The sequence below is a fragment of the Phycicoccus sp. genome, assembly GCF_035325325.1.
GTDB lineage: Bacteria > Actinomycetota > Actinomycetes > Actinomycetales > Dermatophilaceae > Phycicoccus.
In genome coordinates, this window is the sequence record NZ_DAOLAC010000011.1 from 51,850 (window position 1) to 68,693 (window position 16,844).

At 73.5% G+C, this 16,844-nt stretch carries 16 protein-coding genes; 6 read left to right on the top strand and 10 right to left on the bottom strand.

Features of this window, described 5'->3' with window-relative positions:
* Positions 1 to 37: 37 nt before the first annotated feature.
* A complete protein-coding gene (locus PKA89_RS08950; RefSeq protein ID WP_324418696.1) occupies positions 38 to 1,054 on the bottom strand; it encodes a LacI family DNA-binding transcriptional regulator in 1,017 nt (338 codons plus the stop codon).
* Positions 1,055 to 1,162: 108 nt separating this feature from the next.
* On the opposite strand from PKA89_RS08950, the gene PKA89_RS08955 reads away from it, so the two are divergent.
* Positions 1,163 to 3,271, top strand: coding sequence for a glycogen debranching N-terminal domain-containing protein (locus tag PKA89_RS08955; protein ID WP_324418698.1), 2,109 nt, complete (start codon positions 1,163 to 1,165; stop codon positions 3,269 to 3,271).
* Positions 3,272 to 3,292: 21 nt separating this feature from the next.
* Here PKA89_RS08955 and PKA89_RS08960 read toward each other — a convergent pair whose 3' ends face one another.
* The 4 genes from PKA89_RS08960 to PKA89_RS08975 are packed head-to-tail and all read right to left on the bottom strand — an operon-like array spanning position 3,293 to position 7,968.
* Entirely contained in the window at positions 3,293 to 4,567 is a 1,275-nt protein-coding gene (locus tag PKA89_RS08960) for a GTP-binding protein (RefSeq protein WP_324418700.1), read from the bottom strand.
* 1 nt (position 4,568) lies between these two features.
* Positions 4,569 to 5,537: a sulfate adenylyltransferase subunit CysD gene (gene cysD / locus PKA89_RS08965; RefSeq protein WP_324418702.1), complete on the bottom strand. Its 969-nt coding sequence runs from the start codon at positions 5,535 to 5,537 to the stop codon at positions 4,569 to 4,571.
* Positions 5,534 to 6,262, bottom strand: a complete 729-nt coding sequence (locus tag PKA89_RS08970; protein ID WP_324418705.1) for a phosphoadenylyl-sulfate reductase — start codon at positions 6,260 to 6,262, stop codon at positions 5,534 to 5,536. The genes cysD and PKA89_RS08970 overlap by 4 nt, the downstream gene beginning before the upstream one ends.
* Entirely contained in the window at positions 6,259 to 7,968 is a 1,710-nt protein-coding gene (locus PKA89_RS08975) for a nitrite/sulfite reductase (protein ID WP_324418707.1), read from the bottom strand. Before PKA89_RS08975 ends, PKA89_RS08970 begins: the two co-directional genes overlap by 4 nt.
* Before the next feature lie 110 nt (positions 7,969 to 8,078).
* Here PKA89_RS08975 and PKA89_RS08980 point away from each other — a divergent pair, with 110 nt between their 5' ends.
* The 3 genes from PKA89_RS08980 (at position 8,079) to PKA89_RS08990 (ending at position 11,149) form a co-directional block, all read left to right on the top strand.
* The gene (locus PKA89_RS08980; RefSeq protein ID WP_324418708.1) at positions 8,079 to 8,537 is read left to right on the top strand and encodes a hypothetical protein; all 459 of its coding nucleotides are present in this window, start codon (positions 8,079 to 8,081) and stop codon (positions 8,535 to 8,537) included.
* Between the two features lie 85 nt (positions 8,538 to 8,622).
* Complete coding sequence (gene dxs, locus PKA89_RS08985; protein WP_324418710.1) at positions 8,623 to 10,491, top strand: 1-deoxy-D-xylulose-5-phosphate synthase; 1,869 nt, start codon at positions 8,623 to 8,625, stop codon at positions 10,489 to 10,491.
* Between the two features lie 10 nt (positions 10,492 to 10,501).
* Entirely contained in the window at positions 10,502 to 11,149 is a 648-nt protein-coding gene (locus PKA89_RS08990) for a methyltransferase domain-containing protein (protein WP_324418712.1), read from the top strand.
* A gap of 96 nt (positions 11,150 to 11,245) precedes the next feature.
* Here the strand turns inward: PKA89_RS08990 and PKA89_RS08995 are convergent, their stop codons facing one another.
* Together PKA89_RS08995 and PKA89_RS09000 are read right to left on the bottom strand one after the other, a co-directional pair.
* Positions 11,246 to 11,902, bottom strand: a complete 657-nt coding sequence (locus PKA89_RS08995; protein WP_324418714.1) for a response regulator transcription factor — start codon at positions 11,900 to 11,902, stop codon at positions 11,246 to 11,248.
* The gene (locus PKA89_RS09000; RefSeq protein ID WP_324418716.1) at positions 11,899 to 13,809 is read right to left on the bottom strand and encodes a histidine kinase; all 1,911 of its coding nucleotides are present in this window, start codon (positions 13,807 to 13,809) and stop codon (positions 11,899 to 11,901) included. The genes PKA89_RS08995 and PKA89_RS09000 overlap by 4 nt, the downstream gene beginning before the upstream one ends.
* 159 nt (positions 13,810 to 13,968) lie before the next feature.
* Here PKA89_RS09000 and PKA89_RS09005 point away from each other — a divergent pair, with 159 nt between their 5' ends.
* On the top strand, positions 13,969 to 14,313 hold the full coding sequence (locus tag PKA89_RS09005; protein WP_324418718.1) for a hypothetical protein: 345 nt from the start codon (positions 13,969 to 13,971) through the stop codon (positions 14,311 to 14,313).
* Complete coding sequence (locus PKA89_RS09010; RefSeq protein WP_324418720.1) at positions 14,310 to 14,972, top strand: hypothetical protein; 663 nt, start codon at positions 14,310 to 14,312, stop codon at positions 14,970 to 14,972. Before PKA89_RS09005 ends, PKA89_RS09010 begins: the two co-directional genes overlap by 4 nt.
* Positions 14,973 to 15,009: 37 nt before the next feature.
* On the opposite strand, the gene PKA89_RS09015 is transcribed toward PKA89_RS09010, so the two are convergent.
* The 3 genes from PKA89_RS09015 to PKA89_RS09025 form a co-directional block, all read right to left on the bottom strand.
* Positions 15,010 to 15,213 (bottom strand): hypothetical protein, encoded by a 204-nt coding sequence (locus tag PKA89_RS09015; protein ID WP_324418722.1) that lies wholly within the window; start codon positions 15,211 to 15,213, stop codon positions 15,010 to 15,012.
* Positions 15,214 to 15,861: 648 nt separating this feature from the next.
* Entirely contained in the window at positions 15,862 to 16,155 is a 294-nt protein-coding gene (locus PKA89_RS09020) for a HigA family addiction module antitoxin (protein ID WP_324418724.1), read from the bottom strand.
* A gap of 18 nt (positions 16,156 to 16,173) precedes the next feature.
* The gene (locus PKA89_RS09025) at positions 16,174 to 16,455 is read right to left on the bottom strand and encodes a type II toxin-antitoxin system RelE/ParE family toxin (protein ID WP_324418726.1); all 282 of its coding nucleotides are present in this window, start codon (positions 16,453 to 16,455) and stop codon (positions 16,174 to 16,176) included.
* Between the last annotated feature and the right edge of the window lie 389 nt (positions 16,456 to 16,844).

Sequence of the window (16,844 nt, forward strand, 5' to 3'; positions counted from 1 at the left end):
CTTCGTCGGGGTGGTGCGCGGGGGAGGGGGAGGCCGGTCAGGCCCGGGTGCTGCGGGAGGTGGTCAGGGTGGGCAGGAGCAGGCGCCCCTCGTCGGGGGCCGGGTCGCCGACGAGCGCCGAGCTGACGAGCCGCAGCGACTCCTCGGCGATGGCGTCGAAGGGCTGGGCGACGGACGTGAGGTGGTGCATCGAGGCGGTCTCGGACCCGTCGAAGCCGACGATGCCGAGGTCGGCGCCGGGCTCGAGCCCGGCGCGGACGGCCGCGTGGTGCACCCCGAGGGCGAGGACGTCCGAGGCGCAGACGACGGCGTCGCCGGGCGAGAGGTGGCCCAGCAGGCCGGTGGCGGCGCGCACGGCGTCGTCGAGGTCCTGCTCGGCCTCCCCCTCGGGCCCGAGGGCGTCAGCCGCGACCGCGGCCCGGTGCCAGCCCTCGCGACGGTCGTCCCCCACGACCGAGCCTGACGGCCAGCCGAGGAACCCCACCCGCCGGTAGCCCTGCGTCAGGCAGTGCTCGACGGCGGCGCGGGTGCCGGCGCCGCCGTCGACGTCGACCCAGCGGGTGAAGGTGGGGTCGTCCCAGACCCGCCCGAAGGTCGCGTAGGGGATGCCCTGGTCCTCGAGCCACGGCGGCCGCGGGTCGCCGTGGTGGGTCTCGGCGAGGAGGAAGGCGTCGACGAGCCGGCCGGCCCACATCGTCCGGTAGCCCTCGAGCATCGGGTGGCCGGTCTCGGAGCCGAACGGGACGACGTGGCAGTCGAACCGGGCCGCCCGCAGGGAGAGGGCGGTGAGGACCGGGGCGGTCGTCGCGTTGTGCGAGCCGAGGGTGTGCAGCTCGACGCCGATGGCTCCGGCGCGCCGGTTGCGCAGCGACTGGGCCGAGCTCGAGGGGTGGTAGCCGAGCTCGTCGATGGCGGCGCGGACCCGTTCGAGGGTGTCGGCGCGGACCCGGTCGGGGTTGTTGACGGCATTGCTCACGGTCTGCCGGCTCACCCCGGCGGCGCGCGCGACGTCGTGGATGGTGACGCGGTCGCCGTCCGGCGGGTGCGGTGTCATCGGTCCTCCTCGACCCGGGCGTCGGGGCCCGTCCCGTCCTGCTGTGAACGTTCAAACCACTGAGGGAAAGGCATTGATTTGAACGATCAAATGGATAGGGTCGTCACTGTGCATCCTCCCGACGCCGGAAGTCAAGACCCCCCGACCGCGCCCGAGCGCTCGCGGCAGCCGTGGCTCCACCGGCTCGAGGTGGCGGTCCGGGGTCCGGTGACGTGCCTCGCCGCGTCGGACGGCGACGTCGACGCCGGGGCGCCCGCTTCGGAGGCCGCCGGCCTCTTCGTCGACGACCGGAGGGTGGTCCACCGCCTCCTGCTCCGGGTCGACGGGCGGGCGCCGACCGGGGTCGTCGCCGCCAGCCGCGGCGGCCGCACCGAGACCCTCGCGGTCGCCCGGCACCTGGGTGACCCCGGGCCGGACCCGACCGTCGAGGTGGCGCGCCGGCGGCTGCTCACCGACCGTGGTCTCGACGAGACGGTCGAGGTCCGCAACCGCTCGGCGGAGCCCGTGCGCTGCGTCGTCGAGCTGCGGCTCTCCGGTGACGGCGCCGACCTGCATGACGTCAAGCACGGTGTCGCACAGCCGCATCCGTTGCCGGTTCTCGTCGCGGACGGCACGGCGTCGTGGGCCGACGACCGGCACGCGGTCTCCGTCCGGGGCGAGGGAGCGCAGGTCCTGGTCGACGGCCCGGACGCGGTGCTGCGCTGGACGCTCGAGGTGCCGCCCGCCGGCCGCCGCGAGGTGACCGGCAGCGTCGTCGCGGCGCGGGTGGCGGCGACGGCCTTCGACGCGGAGGGCGGCGTCGAGGCCCTCGACCTCGACGCGGTGCGGGTGGAGGCCGGCGACGCCCGGCTCGGGCACACCGTCGCACACGGGATCGACGACCTGCGCCACCTCGCGATGCGCGACCCGCTCGCGCCCGAGGACGTCTTCGCGGCGGCGGGCACGCCGTGGTACCTCACCCTCTTCGGCCGGGACGCGGTCTGGGCGGCGCGCCTGGCCCTGCCGTTCGGCACCGACCTCGCCCGTGGGACGCTCCGCGCGCTGGCCCGGCGCCAGGGGCGGACCGACGACGTCGCGACCGCCGAGGCGCCCGGCAAGATCCCGCACGAGGTCCGGCGGACCGCGTTCGGCAGCTCCGGGGGGATGGTCCTGCCGACGACCTACTACGGCACGGTCGACGCCACGCCGCTGTGGGTCTGCCTGCTCCACGACGCATGGCGCTGGGGGCTCCCGGCCGCGGAGGTCCGCGATCTGGCACCCGCCCTGCACGCGGCGCTCGGGTGGATGGAGCGCGCGGTGCGGGAGAGCCCCGACGGCTTCCTGCGCTACCTCGACGAGTCGGGGACCGGCCTGGCCAACCAGGGCTGGAAGGACTCGGGCGACTCGATGCGCGACGCCGTCGGACAGGTCGCCGTCGGGCCCATCGCCCTCGTCGAGACCCAGGCCTACGCCGTCGAGGCGGCGCGGTCCGCCGCGAGCCTCCTCGAGGAGGTCCTCGGTGCCGACGGCGACCCCTGGCGGGCCTGGGCGGGAGCCCTCGCAGGCCGGGTCGAGGAGCGGTTCTGGGTCGACACCGGCGGCCGGCGCGTCCTCGCCATGGCCCTCGACGGTGCCGGTCGGCCGGTCGACGGGCTGGGGAGCAACATCGGCCACGTCCTCGGCACCGGAACGCTCGGGGCGGCCGGCGAGGCCCGCGTCGCCGCAGCGCTCGCCGGGCCGGACCTGCTCGGGCCGCTCGGCGTCTCGACGCTGGCCCGGGGCAACCCCGCGTTCAACCCGATCGGGTACCACACCGGCTCGGTCTGGACCCACGACAGCGCCATCTGCGGGCTCGGGCTGGCCCGCGCCGGGCACCTCGACGGCGCGACGGCCGTCGTGCGCGCCCTCGTCGACGTCGCCGCGGCCAGCGGGTACCGGTGGCCCGAGCTCTACGGGGCCGACCCCGTCCTCGGCCGGCCGGCCCCCTACCCGGCGAGCTGCCGGCCGCAGGCCTGGGCGGCGGCGAGCACCGGCGCGCTCGTCACCATCGCGCTCGGGCTGCGGCCCGACGCCCCGGGCGGCACGCTGCACCTCGCCCCGCTGGCCTCGGCGCCGTTCGGGGCGCTGCGCGTCGAGGGACTGCGGCTCGGCGGGGCGCCCGTCGCGGTCTCCGTCGACGCCGAGGGGCAGGTCGTCTCGGTCGACGCTCCGGCGGGAGTCGACGTCGTCGTCGGCTGACCGGCCCCCCGGTCGCCTCCCTCAGGTGGGGACGGGTGCCGGGGCGTCCGCCATCGCCGCCGCGAGGGTGCGACCGTCGTCCGGGTCGACGAGGAGGAAGGACCCGCCGCTGCGTGAGCGGGCGTACTCCTCGACGGGCAGGGCGGAGGCCAGGCGCACCGTCACCCGGCCGATGTCGTTGAGCGACAGCGAGTCGGCGGCCGACAGCTCGAGCGCGTCGAGGTCGAGCCGGCCGTCGACGGAGCGGACGACGGCGAGCACCGTGCGCGCGCCGTGCTTGACGAGCAGGCGGGCGCCGGGGTGCAGCGGGGTGTCGGCGAGCCAGCAGACGAGGGCCTCGACGTCCTGGGTGAGCAGCGGCACCGCATCGGCGGCGACGACCACGTCGCCCCGGCTGACGTCGACGTCGTCGGCGAGCCGGAGGGTGACCGACTGAGGCGCGACGGCGACCTCCAGCGAGCGCTCGCCGAGGTCGATCCCGACGACCCGCGTCCGGGTGCCCGCGGGCTGCACGACGACCTCGTCGCCGACCCGGACGGCGCCGGAGGCAACCGGCCCCGCGTAGCCGCGGTACTCGACGTGCTCGGCCGAGCGGGCCGCACCCTGCGGCCGGATGACGGCCTGGACCGGCAGGCGGAAGTGCTCGGCAGCCGGGTCGGCGGCGGGCTCGAGGGTCTCGAGGAGCTCGAGCAGCGACGGCCCGTCGTACCACGGCGTGGACGCCGACCGCTCGACGACGTTGTCCCCGTGGAGGGCCGAGACCGGCACGGCGTGGGCGTCCGGGATGCCGAGCGCGGTGGCGATCCGGCGGACGTCGGCGGCGACCGTGGCGAACACCTCCTCGCTGTGCTCGACGAGGTCGATCTTGTTGACCGCGATGACGACGTGCGGCACGCGCATCAGGCCGGCGACCGCGAGGTGCCGGCGGGTCTGCTCCAGCACGCCCTTGCGCGCGTCGACGAGGAGCACGAGAGCGTCGGCGGTCGAGGAGCCGGTCACCGTGTTGCGCGTGTACTGCACGTGGCCGGGGCAGTCGGCGAGCACGAAGGAGCGCTTCGCGGTCGCGAAGTAGCGGTAGGCGACGTCGATGGTGATGCCCTGCTCGCGCTCGGCGCGCAGGCCGTCGGTGAGCAGTGCGAGGTCGGCGCCCTCGAGCCCGCGGGCGCGGCTGACCCGCTCGACGGCGTCGAGCTGGTCGGCGAGGACGGACTTGCTGTCGTGCAGCAGCCGGCCGACGAGGGTGGACTTGCCGTCGTCGACCGATCCGGCGGTCGCGAGGCGCAGCAGGGTCGGCATCTCAGAAATACCCTTCCTTCTTGCGGTCCTCCATGGCGGCCTCGGACAGCCGGTCGTCGGCCCGGGTCGCCCCGCGCTCGGTGACGCGGGTCGCCGCCACCTCGGCGACGACGTCGGCCACGGTGGCGGCGTCGCTCTCGACCGCTCCGGTGCACGACATGTCGCCGACGGTCCGGTAGCGCACCCTCCGCCGCTCGACCGCCTCGCCGTCCCGGGGCGGCGACCACGGGCCGACCGCGATGAGCATCCCGTCGCGCTCGACGACCTCGCGCTCGTGCGCGTAGTAGAGGTCGGGCAGCTCGATGCCCTCCCGCTCGACGTAGCGCCACACGTCGAGCTCGGTCCAGTTCGACAGCGGGAAGGCGCGCACGTGCTCGCCCGGACGGTGGCGGGGGTTGAAGAGCGACCACAGCTCCGGGCGCTGGTTGCGCGGGTCCCACTGCCCGAACTCGTCGCGGAGGCTGACGATCCGCTCCTTGGCACGGGCCTTCTCCTCGTCGCGCCGACCGCCGCCGAAGACGCCGTCGAAGCGGTGCCGGGCGATGGCGTCGAGCAGCGGCCGGGTCTGCAGCGGGTTGCGGGTGCCGTCCGGGCGCTCGCGCAGCCGGCCGTCGTCGATCCAGTCCTGCACCGAGGCGACCTCGAGCCGCAGCCCGAGCCGCTCGACGGTGGCGTCGCGGTAGGCGAGCACCTCGGGGAAGTTGTGCCCGGTGTCGACGTGGAGCACGGGGAAGGGCACCGGGGCGGGCCAGAACGCCTTCGCCGCGAGGTGCAGCATGACGACGGAGTCCTTGCCGCCGCTGAAGAGCAGGACCGGTCGCTCGAGCTCGGCGGTGACCTCGCGGATCACGAGGATCGCCTCGGCCTCGAGCACGTCGAGCTGGCTGAGGACCGGCTGGTCGGTGGACGCGCGAGGCGCCAGGTCGGTGGTCACGTCGGTGAGGACCTCGTTCGTGGTCGTGGTGGTCATGACGGGTGCAGCCCGCACTCGGTCTTGGCGAACCCGGCCCAGCGCCCGGACCGGGGGTCGGCGCCGGGCTCGACCCGACGGGTGCACGGCTCGCAGCCGATCGAGGGGTAGCCGTCGGAGAGCAGGAGGTTGACCGGCACCTGGTGCTCGGCGGCGTACCCGACGAGCTCGTCGACGGTCCACGCCGCGAGCGGGTTGACCTTGACGAGACCGAACTGCTGGTCCCACTGGACCAGCGGGGTGTCGGCGCGGGTCGGGCCCTCCTCGCGGCGCACCCCGGTGACCCAGCACTCGTAGCCGCCGAGGGCCGCGCGCAGCGGGTCGACCTTGCGCATCCGGCAGCACGCCGCGGGGTCGCGCTCGTGCAGCCGCGGGCCGTACCGGATGTCCTGCTGGGTCACCGACAGGGTCGGCCGGACGTCGACGACCCTCACGTCGAGCTCGGCGGCGACGCGGTCGCGGGTGCCGTGGGTCTCCGCGAAGTGGTAGCCGGTGTCGAGGAAGAGGACGTCGACGCCGGGGGCGTGCCGGGCGACGACGGCGGGCACCACCGCGTCCTGCATGCTGCACGCGACGGCCAGGCTGCCGGGGAAGGTCCGGGCGGCCCAGGCGGCGACGTCGTCGGCGCTCGCGTCGGCGCCCAGCTCGCGGGCGCCCTCGGCGGCCAGCGCGCTGAGCACCTCCGGGTCGCGGCGGGTGGTGGTCGGGGTGGTCGGGGCGGTCATCGCAGCTCCTCCTCGTCGACGCGGTGGGCCCAGCTCGAGAACGTCTCGCCGGCGCTGCGCTGGGCGAGGAAGCGGCGGACGAGCCGCTCGACGAGGTCGGGCAGGTCGTCGGTGGTCACCCGGAGGCCGCGGACGGTGCGGCCGAGGCCGGCCTCCTCGCGGTCGGCGGAGGCGAGGCCGCCGCCGAGGTGCACCTGGAAGCCGGGGCGCTGCTCGCCGTCGATCGTCACGAGCTGACCCTTGAGCCCGATGTCGGCGACCTGGATGCGCGCGCACGAGTTCGGGCATCCGTTGACGTGCAACGAGATCGGGGTGTCGAGGTCGCCGGTGACGTCGGCGAGTCGCTGCTCGAGCTCGGCGACGGCCGACGCCGCGGACGCCTTGGTCTCGACGATGGCCAGCTTGCAGTACTCGATGCCGGTGCAGGCGATGGTGCTGCGACGGAACGGGCTGGGGGAGACCGAGAGCCCGAGGCCCTCGAGGCCGTCGACGAGGGCGTCGAGGTGCTCCGGGGGGACGTCGAGGACGACGAGCTTCTGGTGCGGCGTCAGCCGGAGCCGGTCGGTCCCGGTGGCGGCCATGAGGTCGGCGAGGCCCGCGAGGACCTCGCCGCTGACCCGGCCGACGACCGGGGCCGCGCCGACGTAGTGGTTTCCGTCCTTCTGCCGGTGGACGCCGACGTGGTCGCCGGGCGTCGTCGCGGGCGGCGGCGGAGGGCCGTCCGGGAGGGCGTACCCGAGGTAGTCCTCCTCGAGGACCCGCCGGAACTCGGCCGGACCCCACTCGGCGAGGAGGAACTTCAGCCGCGCCTTGGTACGCAGCCGGCGGTAGCCGTGGTCGCGGAAGATGCGCACGACGCCGTGCCACACCTCGGCAGCGCGGTCCCCGGGGACGAAGGTGCCGAGCCGCTCGGCGAGCCGCGGGGCCGTGGACAGGCCACCGCCGACCCAGAGGTCGTAGCCGGGGCCGAGGTCCGGGTGGACGACCCCGACGAGCGAGACGTCGTTGATCTCGTGGACGACGTCGAGGCTCGGGTGGCCGGTGACCGCCGACTTGAACTTGCGCGGCAGGTTGGCCAGGTCGGGGTCGCCGACGAAGCGGCGGACGATCTCGTCGATGACGGGGGTCGGGTCGATCACCTCGTCGGCGGCGATGCCGGCCAGCGGGCTGCCGAGGACGACGCGCGGGGTGTCGCCGCAGGCCTCGGTGGTCTGCAGCCCGACCGACTCCAGGCGCCGCCAGATCTCCGGGACGTCCTCGACCCGGATCCAGTGGTACTGGATGTTCTGCCGGTCGCTGATGTCGGCGGTGCCCCGGGCGAACTCGGTCGAGATGTCGGCGAGGACGCGCAGCTGGGCCAGGGTGAGCGCGCCGCCGTCGAGGCGGACGCGGAGCATGAAGTACTCGTCGGAGAGCTCGGTGTCGTCGAGCTGCGTGGTGCGCCCGCCGTCGATGCCCGGGCGGCGCTGGGTGTACAGGCCCCACCAGCGGAACCGGCCGGAGAGGTCCTCCGGCGGGATGGAGGCGAAGCCCTCGCGGCTGTAGACCTCCTCGATCCGCTGCCGCACGTCGAGCCCGCCCTCGGCCTGCTTCCACGCCTCGTTGGCGTTGAGGGGCTCGCGCCCGTCGACCGCCCACTGCCCGTTGGAGCGCCCGGTGCGTGGCGGCCGGAGGGGGCGTGAGGTGGTGGAGTGGGTGGTGGTCATCGGGTCCTCGCGGCGTCGGAACAAATCACGTTTGCTTGGCCAAGGTATAACAACTGATTATCAAATGAACCGTGGTCCACGATGTGGCCCGTCGGCGTATCATCGAACACGTGTTCGACGACGCGGGGCCGGCCGGGGGTCCGCCGCTCCGCGCCCCGACGCCGGGTGCCCCGGTGCGGCAGCGCTCGACGGCCGGCGCCACCGGCGCCGGGGGCCCGCCGGGGTGGCCCCAGGGGGTGCCCCCGCCGGGCACCCGCGGCTGGGAGCAGCGCGCGGTCGGCTGGCTCCTCGACCACTGCCCGCCCGACTACCGGCTCTACCCGGCGTGGCGCCGGCACCCCGTCGCGCTCGCCTGGCTCGCCGTGCGCCACCTCGACGCCCAGCTCGAGGCGATGCGCTCCTCCTACCGCGAGGTGCGGGTCGCCCTCGTCGACGACATCGGGCCCGAGGGCGTCACCCAGGTGCTCGCCGACCTCGAGTGCGAGGGGGTCCGGCTCGTCGCCGCGCGCCGGGCCGCGGGGCTGCTCCTCGACGGCCTGCGCGGCCTCGAGTTCGTCCCCCGGCTCTGAGCCGGCGGGTTCGGGTCGGCACGGCCCCAGCGCCTAGACTCGGATGGTTCGCCCGGACCCGAGAGACCACGAGGAGGTAGGCGCGGTGAGCCTGCTGGAACGGATCGGCGGTCCGCGCGACCTCAAGGCACTCCCGGCGGCGCAGCTGCCCGCGCTCGCCGAGGAGATCCGCTCCTTCCTCGTCGAGCAGGTCTCGCGCACCGGCGGGCACCTCGGGCCGAACCTCGGTGTCGTCGAGCTGACCATCGCCCTCCACCGGGTCTTCGACAGCCCCCACGACGCGATCGTCTTCGACACCGGCCACCAGTCCTACGTGCACAAGCTGCTCACCGGGCGGCACGACTTCTCCGGCCTGCGCACCGAGGGTGGTCTGTCCGGCTACCCGAGCCGGGCCGAGTCGCCGCACGACGTCGTCGAGAACTCGCACGCCTCGACCTCCCTCTCGTGGGCGCACGGCATCGCCGCGGGCCGCGTCGTGCGCGGCGAGCGCAACCGGCACACGGTCGCCGTCATCGGCGACGGTGCGCTGACCGGCGGCATGGCCTGGGAGGCCATCAACAACATCGCCGCCGAGCGCGACCTGCCCCTCGTCATCGTCGTCAACGACAACGAGCGCTCCTACGCGCCGACCCGCGGCGGCCTCGCCGACCACCTCTCGACGCTGCGCACGACCCGCGGCTACGAGCGCTTCCTCGACTGGGGCAAGCGCAACGTCTCGCGCACGCCCGTCGTCGGCGGTGCGATGTACGAGACGCTCCACGGGGTGAAGAAGGGCCTCAAGGACATCGTCGCCCCGCAGGGCATGTTCGAGGACCTCGGCCTGAAGTACATCGGCCCGATCGACGGGCACGACGAGCCCGCCGTCGAGGCGGCGCTGCGCAAGGCCAAGGCGTTCGGCGGCCCGGTGCTCGTCCACGTCATCACCCAGAAGGGCAAGGGCTACGACCCCGCCGTCACCGACGAGGCCGACCAGTTCCACGCCGTCGGCGTCATCAACCCCGAGACCGGCCTGCCGCTCGAGATCGCCGGACGCAGCTGGACCGACGAGTTCGCCGACACGATGGTGCAGCTCGGGCAGGAGCGCCCCGACGTCGTCGCCATCACCGCGGCGATGATGATGCCGGTCGGGCTGCAGCCGTTCTGCGAGCGGTTCCCGGAGCGCACGTTCGACGTCGGCATCGCCGAGCAGCACGCCCTGACGATGGCCGCGGGCCTCGCGTTCTCCGGGCTGCACCCGGTCGTCGCCGTCTACGCGACCTTCCTCAACCGCGCCTTCGACCAGCTCCTCATGGACTGCGCGCTGCACAAGGCCGGCGTCACGGTCGTCCTCGACCGGTCGGGCGTCACCGGTCCGGACGGCGCCTCGCACCACGGCATGTGGGACATGACGATCAGCGGCGTCGTGCCCGGGCTGCACCTCGCGGCGCCGCGCGACGGCCAGCAGGTGGCGCGGGCCGTGCGCGAGGCGGTGGACATCTCCGATGCCCCGTCGGTCGTGCGCTTCCCCAAGGGCACGGTGGGGGAGCCGCTCGAGGCGGTGCGCGGCGTCGGCGGCGTCGACGTCCTCGTCGAGCCCGACGACGGCGACGTCGAGGTCCTCCTCGTGGGCGTCGGGTCGATGGCGGCCACCGCGCTCACCGCGGCCGAGAAGCTCGCGGCGGAGGGGCACCGGGTGCGGGTCGTCGACCCCGTCTGGGCGCTGCCGGTCCCGGACGCGGTCGTCGACCTCGCCCGCGGGGCCCGCCGGGTCGCCGTCGTCGAGGACAACGTCGTCGTCGGGGGCATCGGGTCCCAGATCGCCCAGGCGCTGCGCGACGCCCGCATCGAGGTGCCGGTCGACACCTTCGGCATCCCGCGCCGCTTCCTCGACCACGCCTCCCGCGGGCAGGTCCTCGACGCCGTCGGGCTCACCCCGGACGCCGTCGCGGCCGGCCTGCGCGACCGCCTCGGCTGACCCCGGCGCCGTGGAGAGCCGCGCGGGGCAGGTCCGGGTCGCCTACGACGTCATCGCCGAGGACTACGCGGCGACCTTCCCCGGCACCGAGCCCGAGGCGCGGGTCGACCTCGCGATGGTCGACCACCTCGTCGAGCGGGTGCGGGCCGGCGGCGGTTCACGGGTCCTCGACGCCGGCTGCGGCACCGGGCGGATGGCTCGCTACGTCACCGACCGCGGGTGCTCGGTCGTCGGGGTCGACCTCTCGCCGGGGATGCTCGCGATGGCCCGCCGCGACCACCCCGACCTCGACGTGCGCGAAGGCAGCCTCGTCGACCTGCCGTTCGAGGACGCGACCTTCGACGGGATCCTGTTCTGGTACAGCCTGATCCACCTCAGCGACGACGAGCTCCCTCTCGCGCTCGCCGAGGCCGTCCGGGTGCTGCGCCCGGGCGGCCACGTGCTGCTCGGCTTCCAGAAGGGAGAAGGTGTCTTCGACGTCGGCGCGGTGCTCGCCGAGCGCGGTCACGACGTCGAGCTCGTCCGCTGGCACCGCGGACCGAAGGAGGTCCTCGACCTCCTCGCCGCCGCCGGGTTCGAGAGGGTGGCCCGCCTGGTCCGCGCGCCGGTCGGCCGCGAGCGCCACGGCCAGGCCTTCCTGCTCGCCCGCCTGCCCTGAGGTTCCCGCGGTACATCGCCCACCGTGAGCCAGGTTTCGGACGGGCTCCATCTGCGGTCCTCCCGCTTCATCGGGCTGTTCCGGATCGCCGGTGAGTCAGGGGGTTGGGGATGGTCCGACGCCGAGGCCGGCGTCGCGGGCGAGGATGGCGGCCTGGATCCGGTCGGTGACGTGCAGCTTGGCCAAGATGTTGGAGATGAGGTTGCTGACGGTCTTCGGGCTCACCCCGAGCGACGAGGCGATGTCTCGTGGTGTGGTGCCGGCGGCGAGCTGTTCGAGCACGTCGTGCTCGCGGGGGGTGAGCTGGGGGAAGGGTCGTGACGGTCGCGTCGGTGGACTGGTGAGCTGTTGCAGGACGCGCTGGGCGACTCCGGGGCCGAAGACCGCCTCGCCGCCGGCGACACCGCGGACCGCCCGCTCGATCTCCTCCTGTTCGGACCCCTTGAGGAGGTAGCCGCGGGCGCCGGCGCGGACCGCGGCGAAGAGGGAGTCGTCGTCGCTGAACATCGTCAGGACGCACACCGGGGTGTCTGGCAGGAGGCGGGCCAGCTCGCGCAGGGTGTGGAAACCGTCGGAGCCGGGCATCTGCAGGTCGAGAAGGACGACGTCCGGGCGGCTGAGCACGGCTTCTCGGACGGCGGCGGCGCCGTCGGAGGCTTCGGCGACCACGGTGATGCCGGGGAGGGATCCGAGCACGGCGGTCAAGCCCTGGCGCATCACCGGGTGGTCGTCGGCGACAAGGACGCGGATCACGCCGCACCGATCGGCAGGAGGGCGCGGACGACACCACCGTGGGGTCCGGGGCCGGGATCGCATCTGCCGCCGAGCTCGGCGGCGCGTTCGCGCATGCTGGCTGTGCCCACGCCGGCGCCCCATTGCCGCGAGGGTCCGTCGTCGAGGACCTCCACCTCGAGCATGCCGTCGGAGGTGAGCAGGGAGATGGTGGCGTGGGTGGCCTGCGCGTGACGGATGACGTTGGTCAGGGCCTCGGTGGCGATGCGGTAGGCCGCGACCTCGAGGGCCGCGGGCAGGGGGTGGGCGACCCGTGAGACCACGGTGACCTCGAGGGGTCGCCCGTCGGCGCGGGTGACGGACTGCGCGGCGCGGACCTCCAGTGCCCGCACGAGGCCGAGCTCGTCGACGGCAAGGGGCGCGAGGTCGTCGACGAGCCGGTGGACCTCGGCGACGGCGTTGCGCAGCTCGGAGCGAACCGTGGCGAGCAGCTCTGCGGCGCGTTGCGGGTCGGTGGTCAGGGTGTTGGACGCCGCGTCCGCGGTCAGCACGACGCCGGTCAGCAGGGTCCCAAGGCCGTCGTGGAGGTCGCGCTGCAGGCGGCGTCGCTCTTCCTCCCGGGCCGTGACGAGTCGGCCGCGGGAGGCTTGGAGCGCAGCGGCGGTCGTCGTGGCGGTGATCGCGACGGTCAGCGGGCCGGTGAGCATCGACAGCACCCGTTCGTCACGGGAAACCAGCCGGCGCTCCCCGGCGCGAAGTCCGACCTCAAGGGAGTGCTCGACACCCAGGGCGGTGGTCCACGTCCTGCCGCCCGGTTCCCCGCACATGACGAGGTAGGTGCCGGTGTGGTCCCGAACTGCGGCGAAGGGCAACCGGAGGCTTGTGCGTACCTGTTCGAGTGTCCCCTCCAGGTCGTGGAGGACCGCGCCCACCCTGGTCGCCAACCGGGCGGGGTCCCCGCGATCCCCGTAGACCAGACGCTCCGCGGCGCTCTGGAGGCGGTCTCGCAGCGGGAGCGCGAGCAGTGCCACGAGCAGCGCGGAGGTCACCCCGGACAGCCACACGACCAGGAGGGCGTACCCGGCGAAGATCACTGTCGACAGCAGCAGGTACGTCAACGCACGGGCGACCACGACCCGGACGTCGAGGAGCCCGTGGCGCAGGATGGCGACGGTCACCCCGGCGGGGATCAGGGGTATCGCGAACAGCACGGCGACTGGTGTGCCGGCGATCAGCGCCCAGGGCGTCACTGCGACGAAGACGGTGCCTGCTGCGACAACCACCCACAGCAGCTGGCGACGAATCGTCTCGTCGCCGCGCCGGAAACGGACGACGAGGGCGGCGACCCCGAGGAGCATCGACGCGACCCACACCGGCTCGCCCGCGCCCCAGAGCGCCTGCCAGCGCCCGTCGACCGGGAGGAGGAGGTACCCGTCGGGATGGGTGCCGTCGGACCTGCCGTTCGCCGCGGCGAGCACGAACAGCGGGGACACGACCGCCACGACGCCGAACGCGTACCGCCACCGGGGCGACGGCAGGTGCCCGTCGGGGAGGAGCATGAGCGACAGTGGGAGACACACGCCGATGTGCACCGGCCAGGCCACGAGGAACGCCGTGACCAGCGCCCGGGTGACCCACAGCGGCTGACCGTCCTGGGCGGAGAGCTCCCCGAGCGGGGCAGCCGCGGCGCTCACCGTCTGACCCAGGCCGCCGACGAGGAAGAGCCACCCGACCGGATGGCTCGGGCGGTTCCAGGCGATCAGCGCGCCACACAGCCCGAAGCTCATCCCGATGACCAGGTTGCTGACCACGAAGGCGTCCTGTGCCCGCGCGGGCCCCCACCCGGCAGTCCAGGTGGCCAGCCCGGCGGCGAATCCCAGCAGGCAGAGCAGGACGGTCAGCGCCGCTGTGACGGTCTTCGCGCGCACGAGACGAGTGTGGGGCACGACGGTTCCCGTTGTCTCGGGTCGGATTCCCGGGGCGGCCGGGCAGCTTCCCGGCACGCCGAGTCGGCGGGCCCTGTCGACGGGAACGCCCTCGCGCGGAATCTGGGACTGTCCGACCGAACCGACCCCGGAGGTGCCCCCATGCGACGACTCGGTCTCGCGCTGCTGGCTCTACTGTCCATGGGCGACATCGCCCTGCTGTTCCTCACCGACGGTGGGCAACCCCCGTACATCGTGGCGGCGTTGGCGGCGGCGCTCGGTGCCTGCTCGCTCGTGCTCGTGACCCTTGCCTGGCAGGGCAGGCCCCACGTCGTCACCCCACTGCTCGTGCTGCGCGTGGCGTCGGCGCTCACCGCGCTACCCGCGCTGCTCGGAGCAGACGTCTCGACCTCGACCGCGGCGGGTGTGGGCGTGATCCTGGGTACCACTGCCCTGGGCATCGCCCTGGTGCTCGTGGGCCGCCCGCGCAGGACGGCGTCGGCATGAAGCGCCTCAGCCTCGTAGGGCTCGGGGTCGCGGGACCGGTAGCGGTCGCCTTCCTCCGCCTCCTGCTGCCCTACTACCGAGCCGCCGACGACACCGCCACGGCCCGACTGGTCGTCGACCACCCCGGCCAGCAGAGCGCCGTCCTGTGGCTGGGGCTCGTCGCAACCCTCACCCTGGTGCCCGGCCTGTACGCCGCCCGTGACGCGCTGCCCCCCGGTCGGCTGAAGAGCTGGTCGGTCGGACTCACCCTCGTCGGGTACCTCTGCCTTCCGGTCGTGCTCGTCACCGACCACCTCCTCTGGGCCGCCGCCGACCTCGGCCTCGACCCTGACGAGACGGGCCGCCTGGTGGCGTCGCTGCACCCCACCGCAGACATCGCCACCGGCATCTTCGTCCTCGCCCACGTCGTCGGGACCACACTCATCGGCGTTCTCTGCCTGCGCCGCAGCGTGATCCCCACGTCGGTCGCCTGGGCGCTCACGGTCTCCCAGCCACTTCACTTCGTCACCACGGTGCTGCTCGGCCAAGCTTGGATCGACCTCATTGCCTGGTCGCTGACCGGCATCGCCATGGGCTTCCTCGCGGCCATCGCGCACCGGCCCAGCTCCGCACCCGTCCCCGCCCGAGCCGCCGCCGTTTCGGCGCGACCGTCCGACTGAGGAACGTGCCCCACTTCACCGCGAGGCGCGCGGCCCGTCAGTCGAAACCCCGGTGCACGCCGTCGTCGCCGACTGCGGAGGCGAACTCCTCCCAGTCCATGTTGGCGAGGTTCAGGTTGTTCTCGACCGACCACAACGCAGCCGCCGCGCACCTGAACGGAGGGCGCTGCTCGTCGCTCAGGTCGGCGACTTCAATCGGATGCTCCCCGGTCATCGCATCGCGGTCGGCAATGAACAGCACCGCGGCGTGCTGTCCAGTCTCACGCGCGGCAGCCCGCAGGTCCTCCCAGGGCGCGTTGGCAAGTGACGGTTCGTCGACTACTACGACGTAGGCGCGGAACCCATCCTCGTTCGTTCCATCCCATCAGAGCTGGTCGACGACTGCACGGGAGCGGCTCACTCCAGAGCACTGATGTGCGTCATTGCGCAGCCAGTCGACCGCGTGCGGATCGGCGTCGGGAGTCTCCAACCCTGGCTAGCCTTGGCAGGTGTCTGCTTCCACTGGGGTGACTCCTCGGCCGCGACTGCCGTGGAAGTGGCCGGTCATGATGTGGGGGCTTGCGCTGCTTGCGACTACCTTCCTTTTCGGCTGGGCGGGTGCCGTCGTGTGGAGCCAACCGGATGACGGAACCGACGGCGCTGCAATGTTGGCCTTTTCGCTCTTCAGCGTGGCAATGACGGCACTGGCTGGGGCATTGCTGCTCGTGGGCTACGTCATCTGGCGCCGCCTTCGCGCCCCGCGACCCGCTCCGACACCGATGTGGCGCCCCGACCCGTGGCGGCAGGGCCGCTGGCGTTACTGGGACGGAACGGCGCGGAGCGATTACATCGCTGACTGAACAAGCATCGGCCGAGGCGCCCGCGTCTATCCGCCGCGAAGCGCGGTGGCTCAGGCGCTCTGCAGGGGATGGATCTGCTCAAGAGTGGCGCCGAGGTGGTCCTTCTCGATCTCGAGGTCGTAGCGGGTCTGCAGGTTGAGCCAGAACCGGTCGGTGGTGCCGAAGTAGCGGGCCAGGCGCAGCGCGGTGTCGGCGCTGATCCGGCGCTTGCCGTGGACGATCTCGTTGATGCGACGCGGCGGGACCCCGATCGACACGGCGAGATGGTGCTGCGTGACGCCCAGCGGGGTCAGGAAGTCCTCGAGGAGGACCTCCCCGGGGTGGATGGGTGCGAGGGTCGCCATCGGTGTTCCTCCTTCGGGCTAGTGGTAGTCGACGATCTCGACGTTCTCGGGGCCGGCGGGTGTCCAGGTGACGCAGATCCGCCACTGCTGGTTGATCCGGATGCTGTGCTGTCCGGCGCGGTCGCCGCGCGCGGCTTCGAGCCGGTTGCCGGGTGGGACTCGTAGGTCCTCGAGGGTCTCGGCAGCGTCCAGGATGGTGAGCTTTCGTAGGGCGGTCCGTTCGATCCGTGGGTCGAGCTTCTTGGTGCGTTCTCGTGACCAGAGCCGTTCGGTCATGGCGTTGCCGAACGACCTGATCACCCTTCGAGCATAACGCGTCGCGTTATGCCATGTCGATCGGATGCCGGCAGAGGGCATGCTCTCCGACGTAGCCCCATCCGCCGCGAGCCGGGCTATCGCGTCGCGGCAGGTGCGGGTGGCCGCAGCAAGGCCAACCGCGCATCATGAGCGGCTTAGTGATCGAGGGCGGTACCGGGCCTCTTGCCACGGATGGTTCGCGTGTCCTCGGTGGTCGACTGCTCCAATCCCCGAGCCGCCCAGTCCCGGATCGACATGTCCTCGCTGCGCAACTCCCGTGCTTGAAGAGGCACGCAGCCTCCGACGTGGCGGCTCCGATCAGTTGGAGGCGCCGTGGGGGATCTCCGACGGGGTCACCGGAGGAAGCGGCGGGCCCCCGCGGGCTGAGAGGC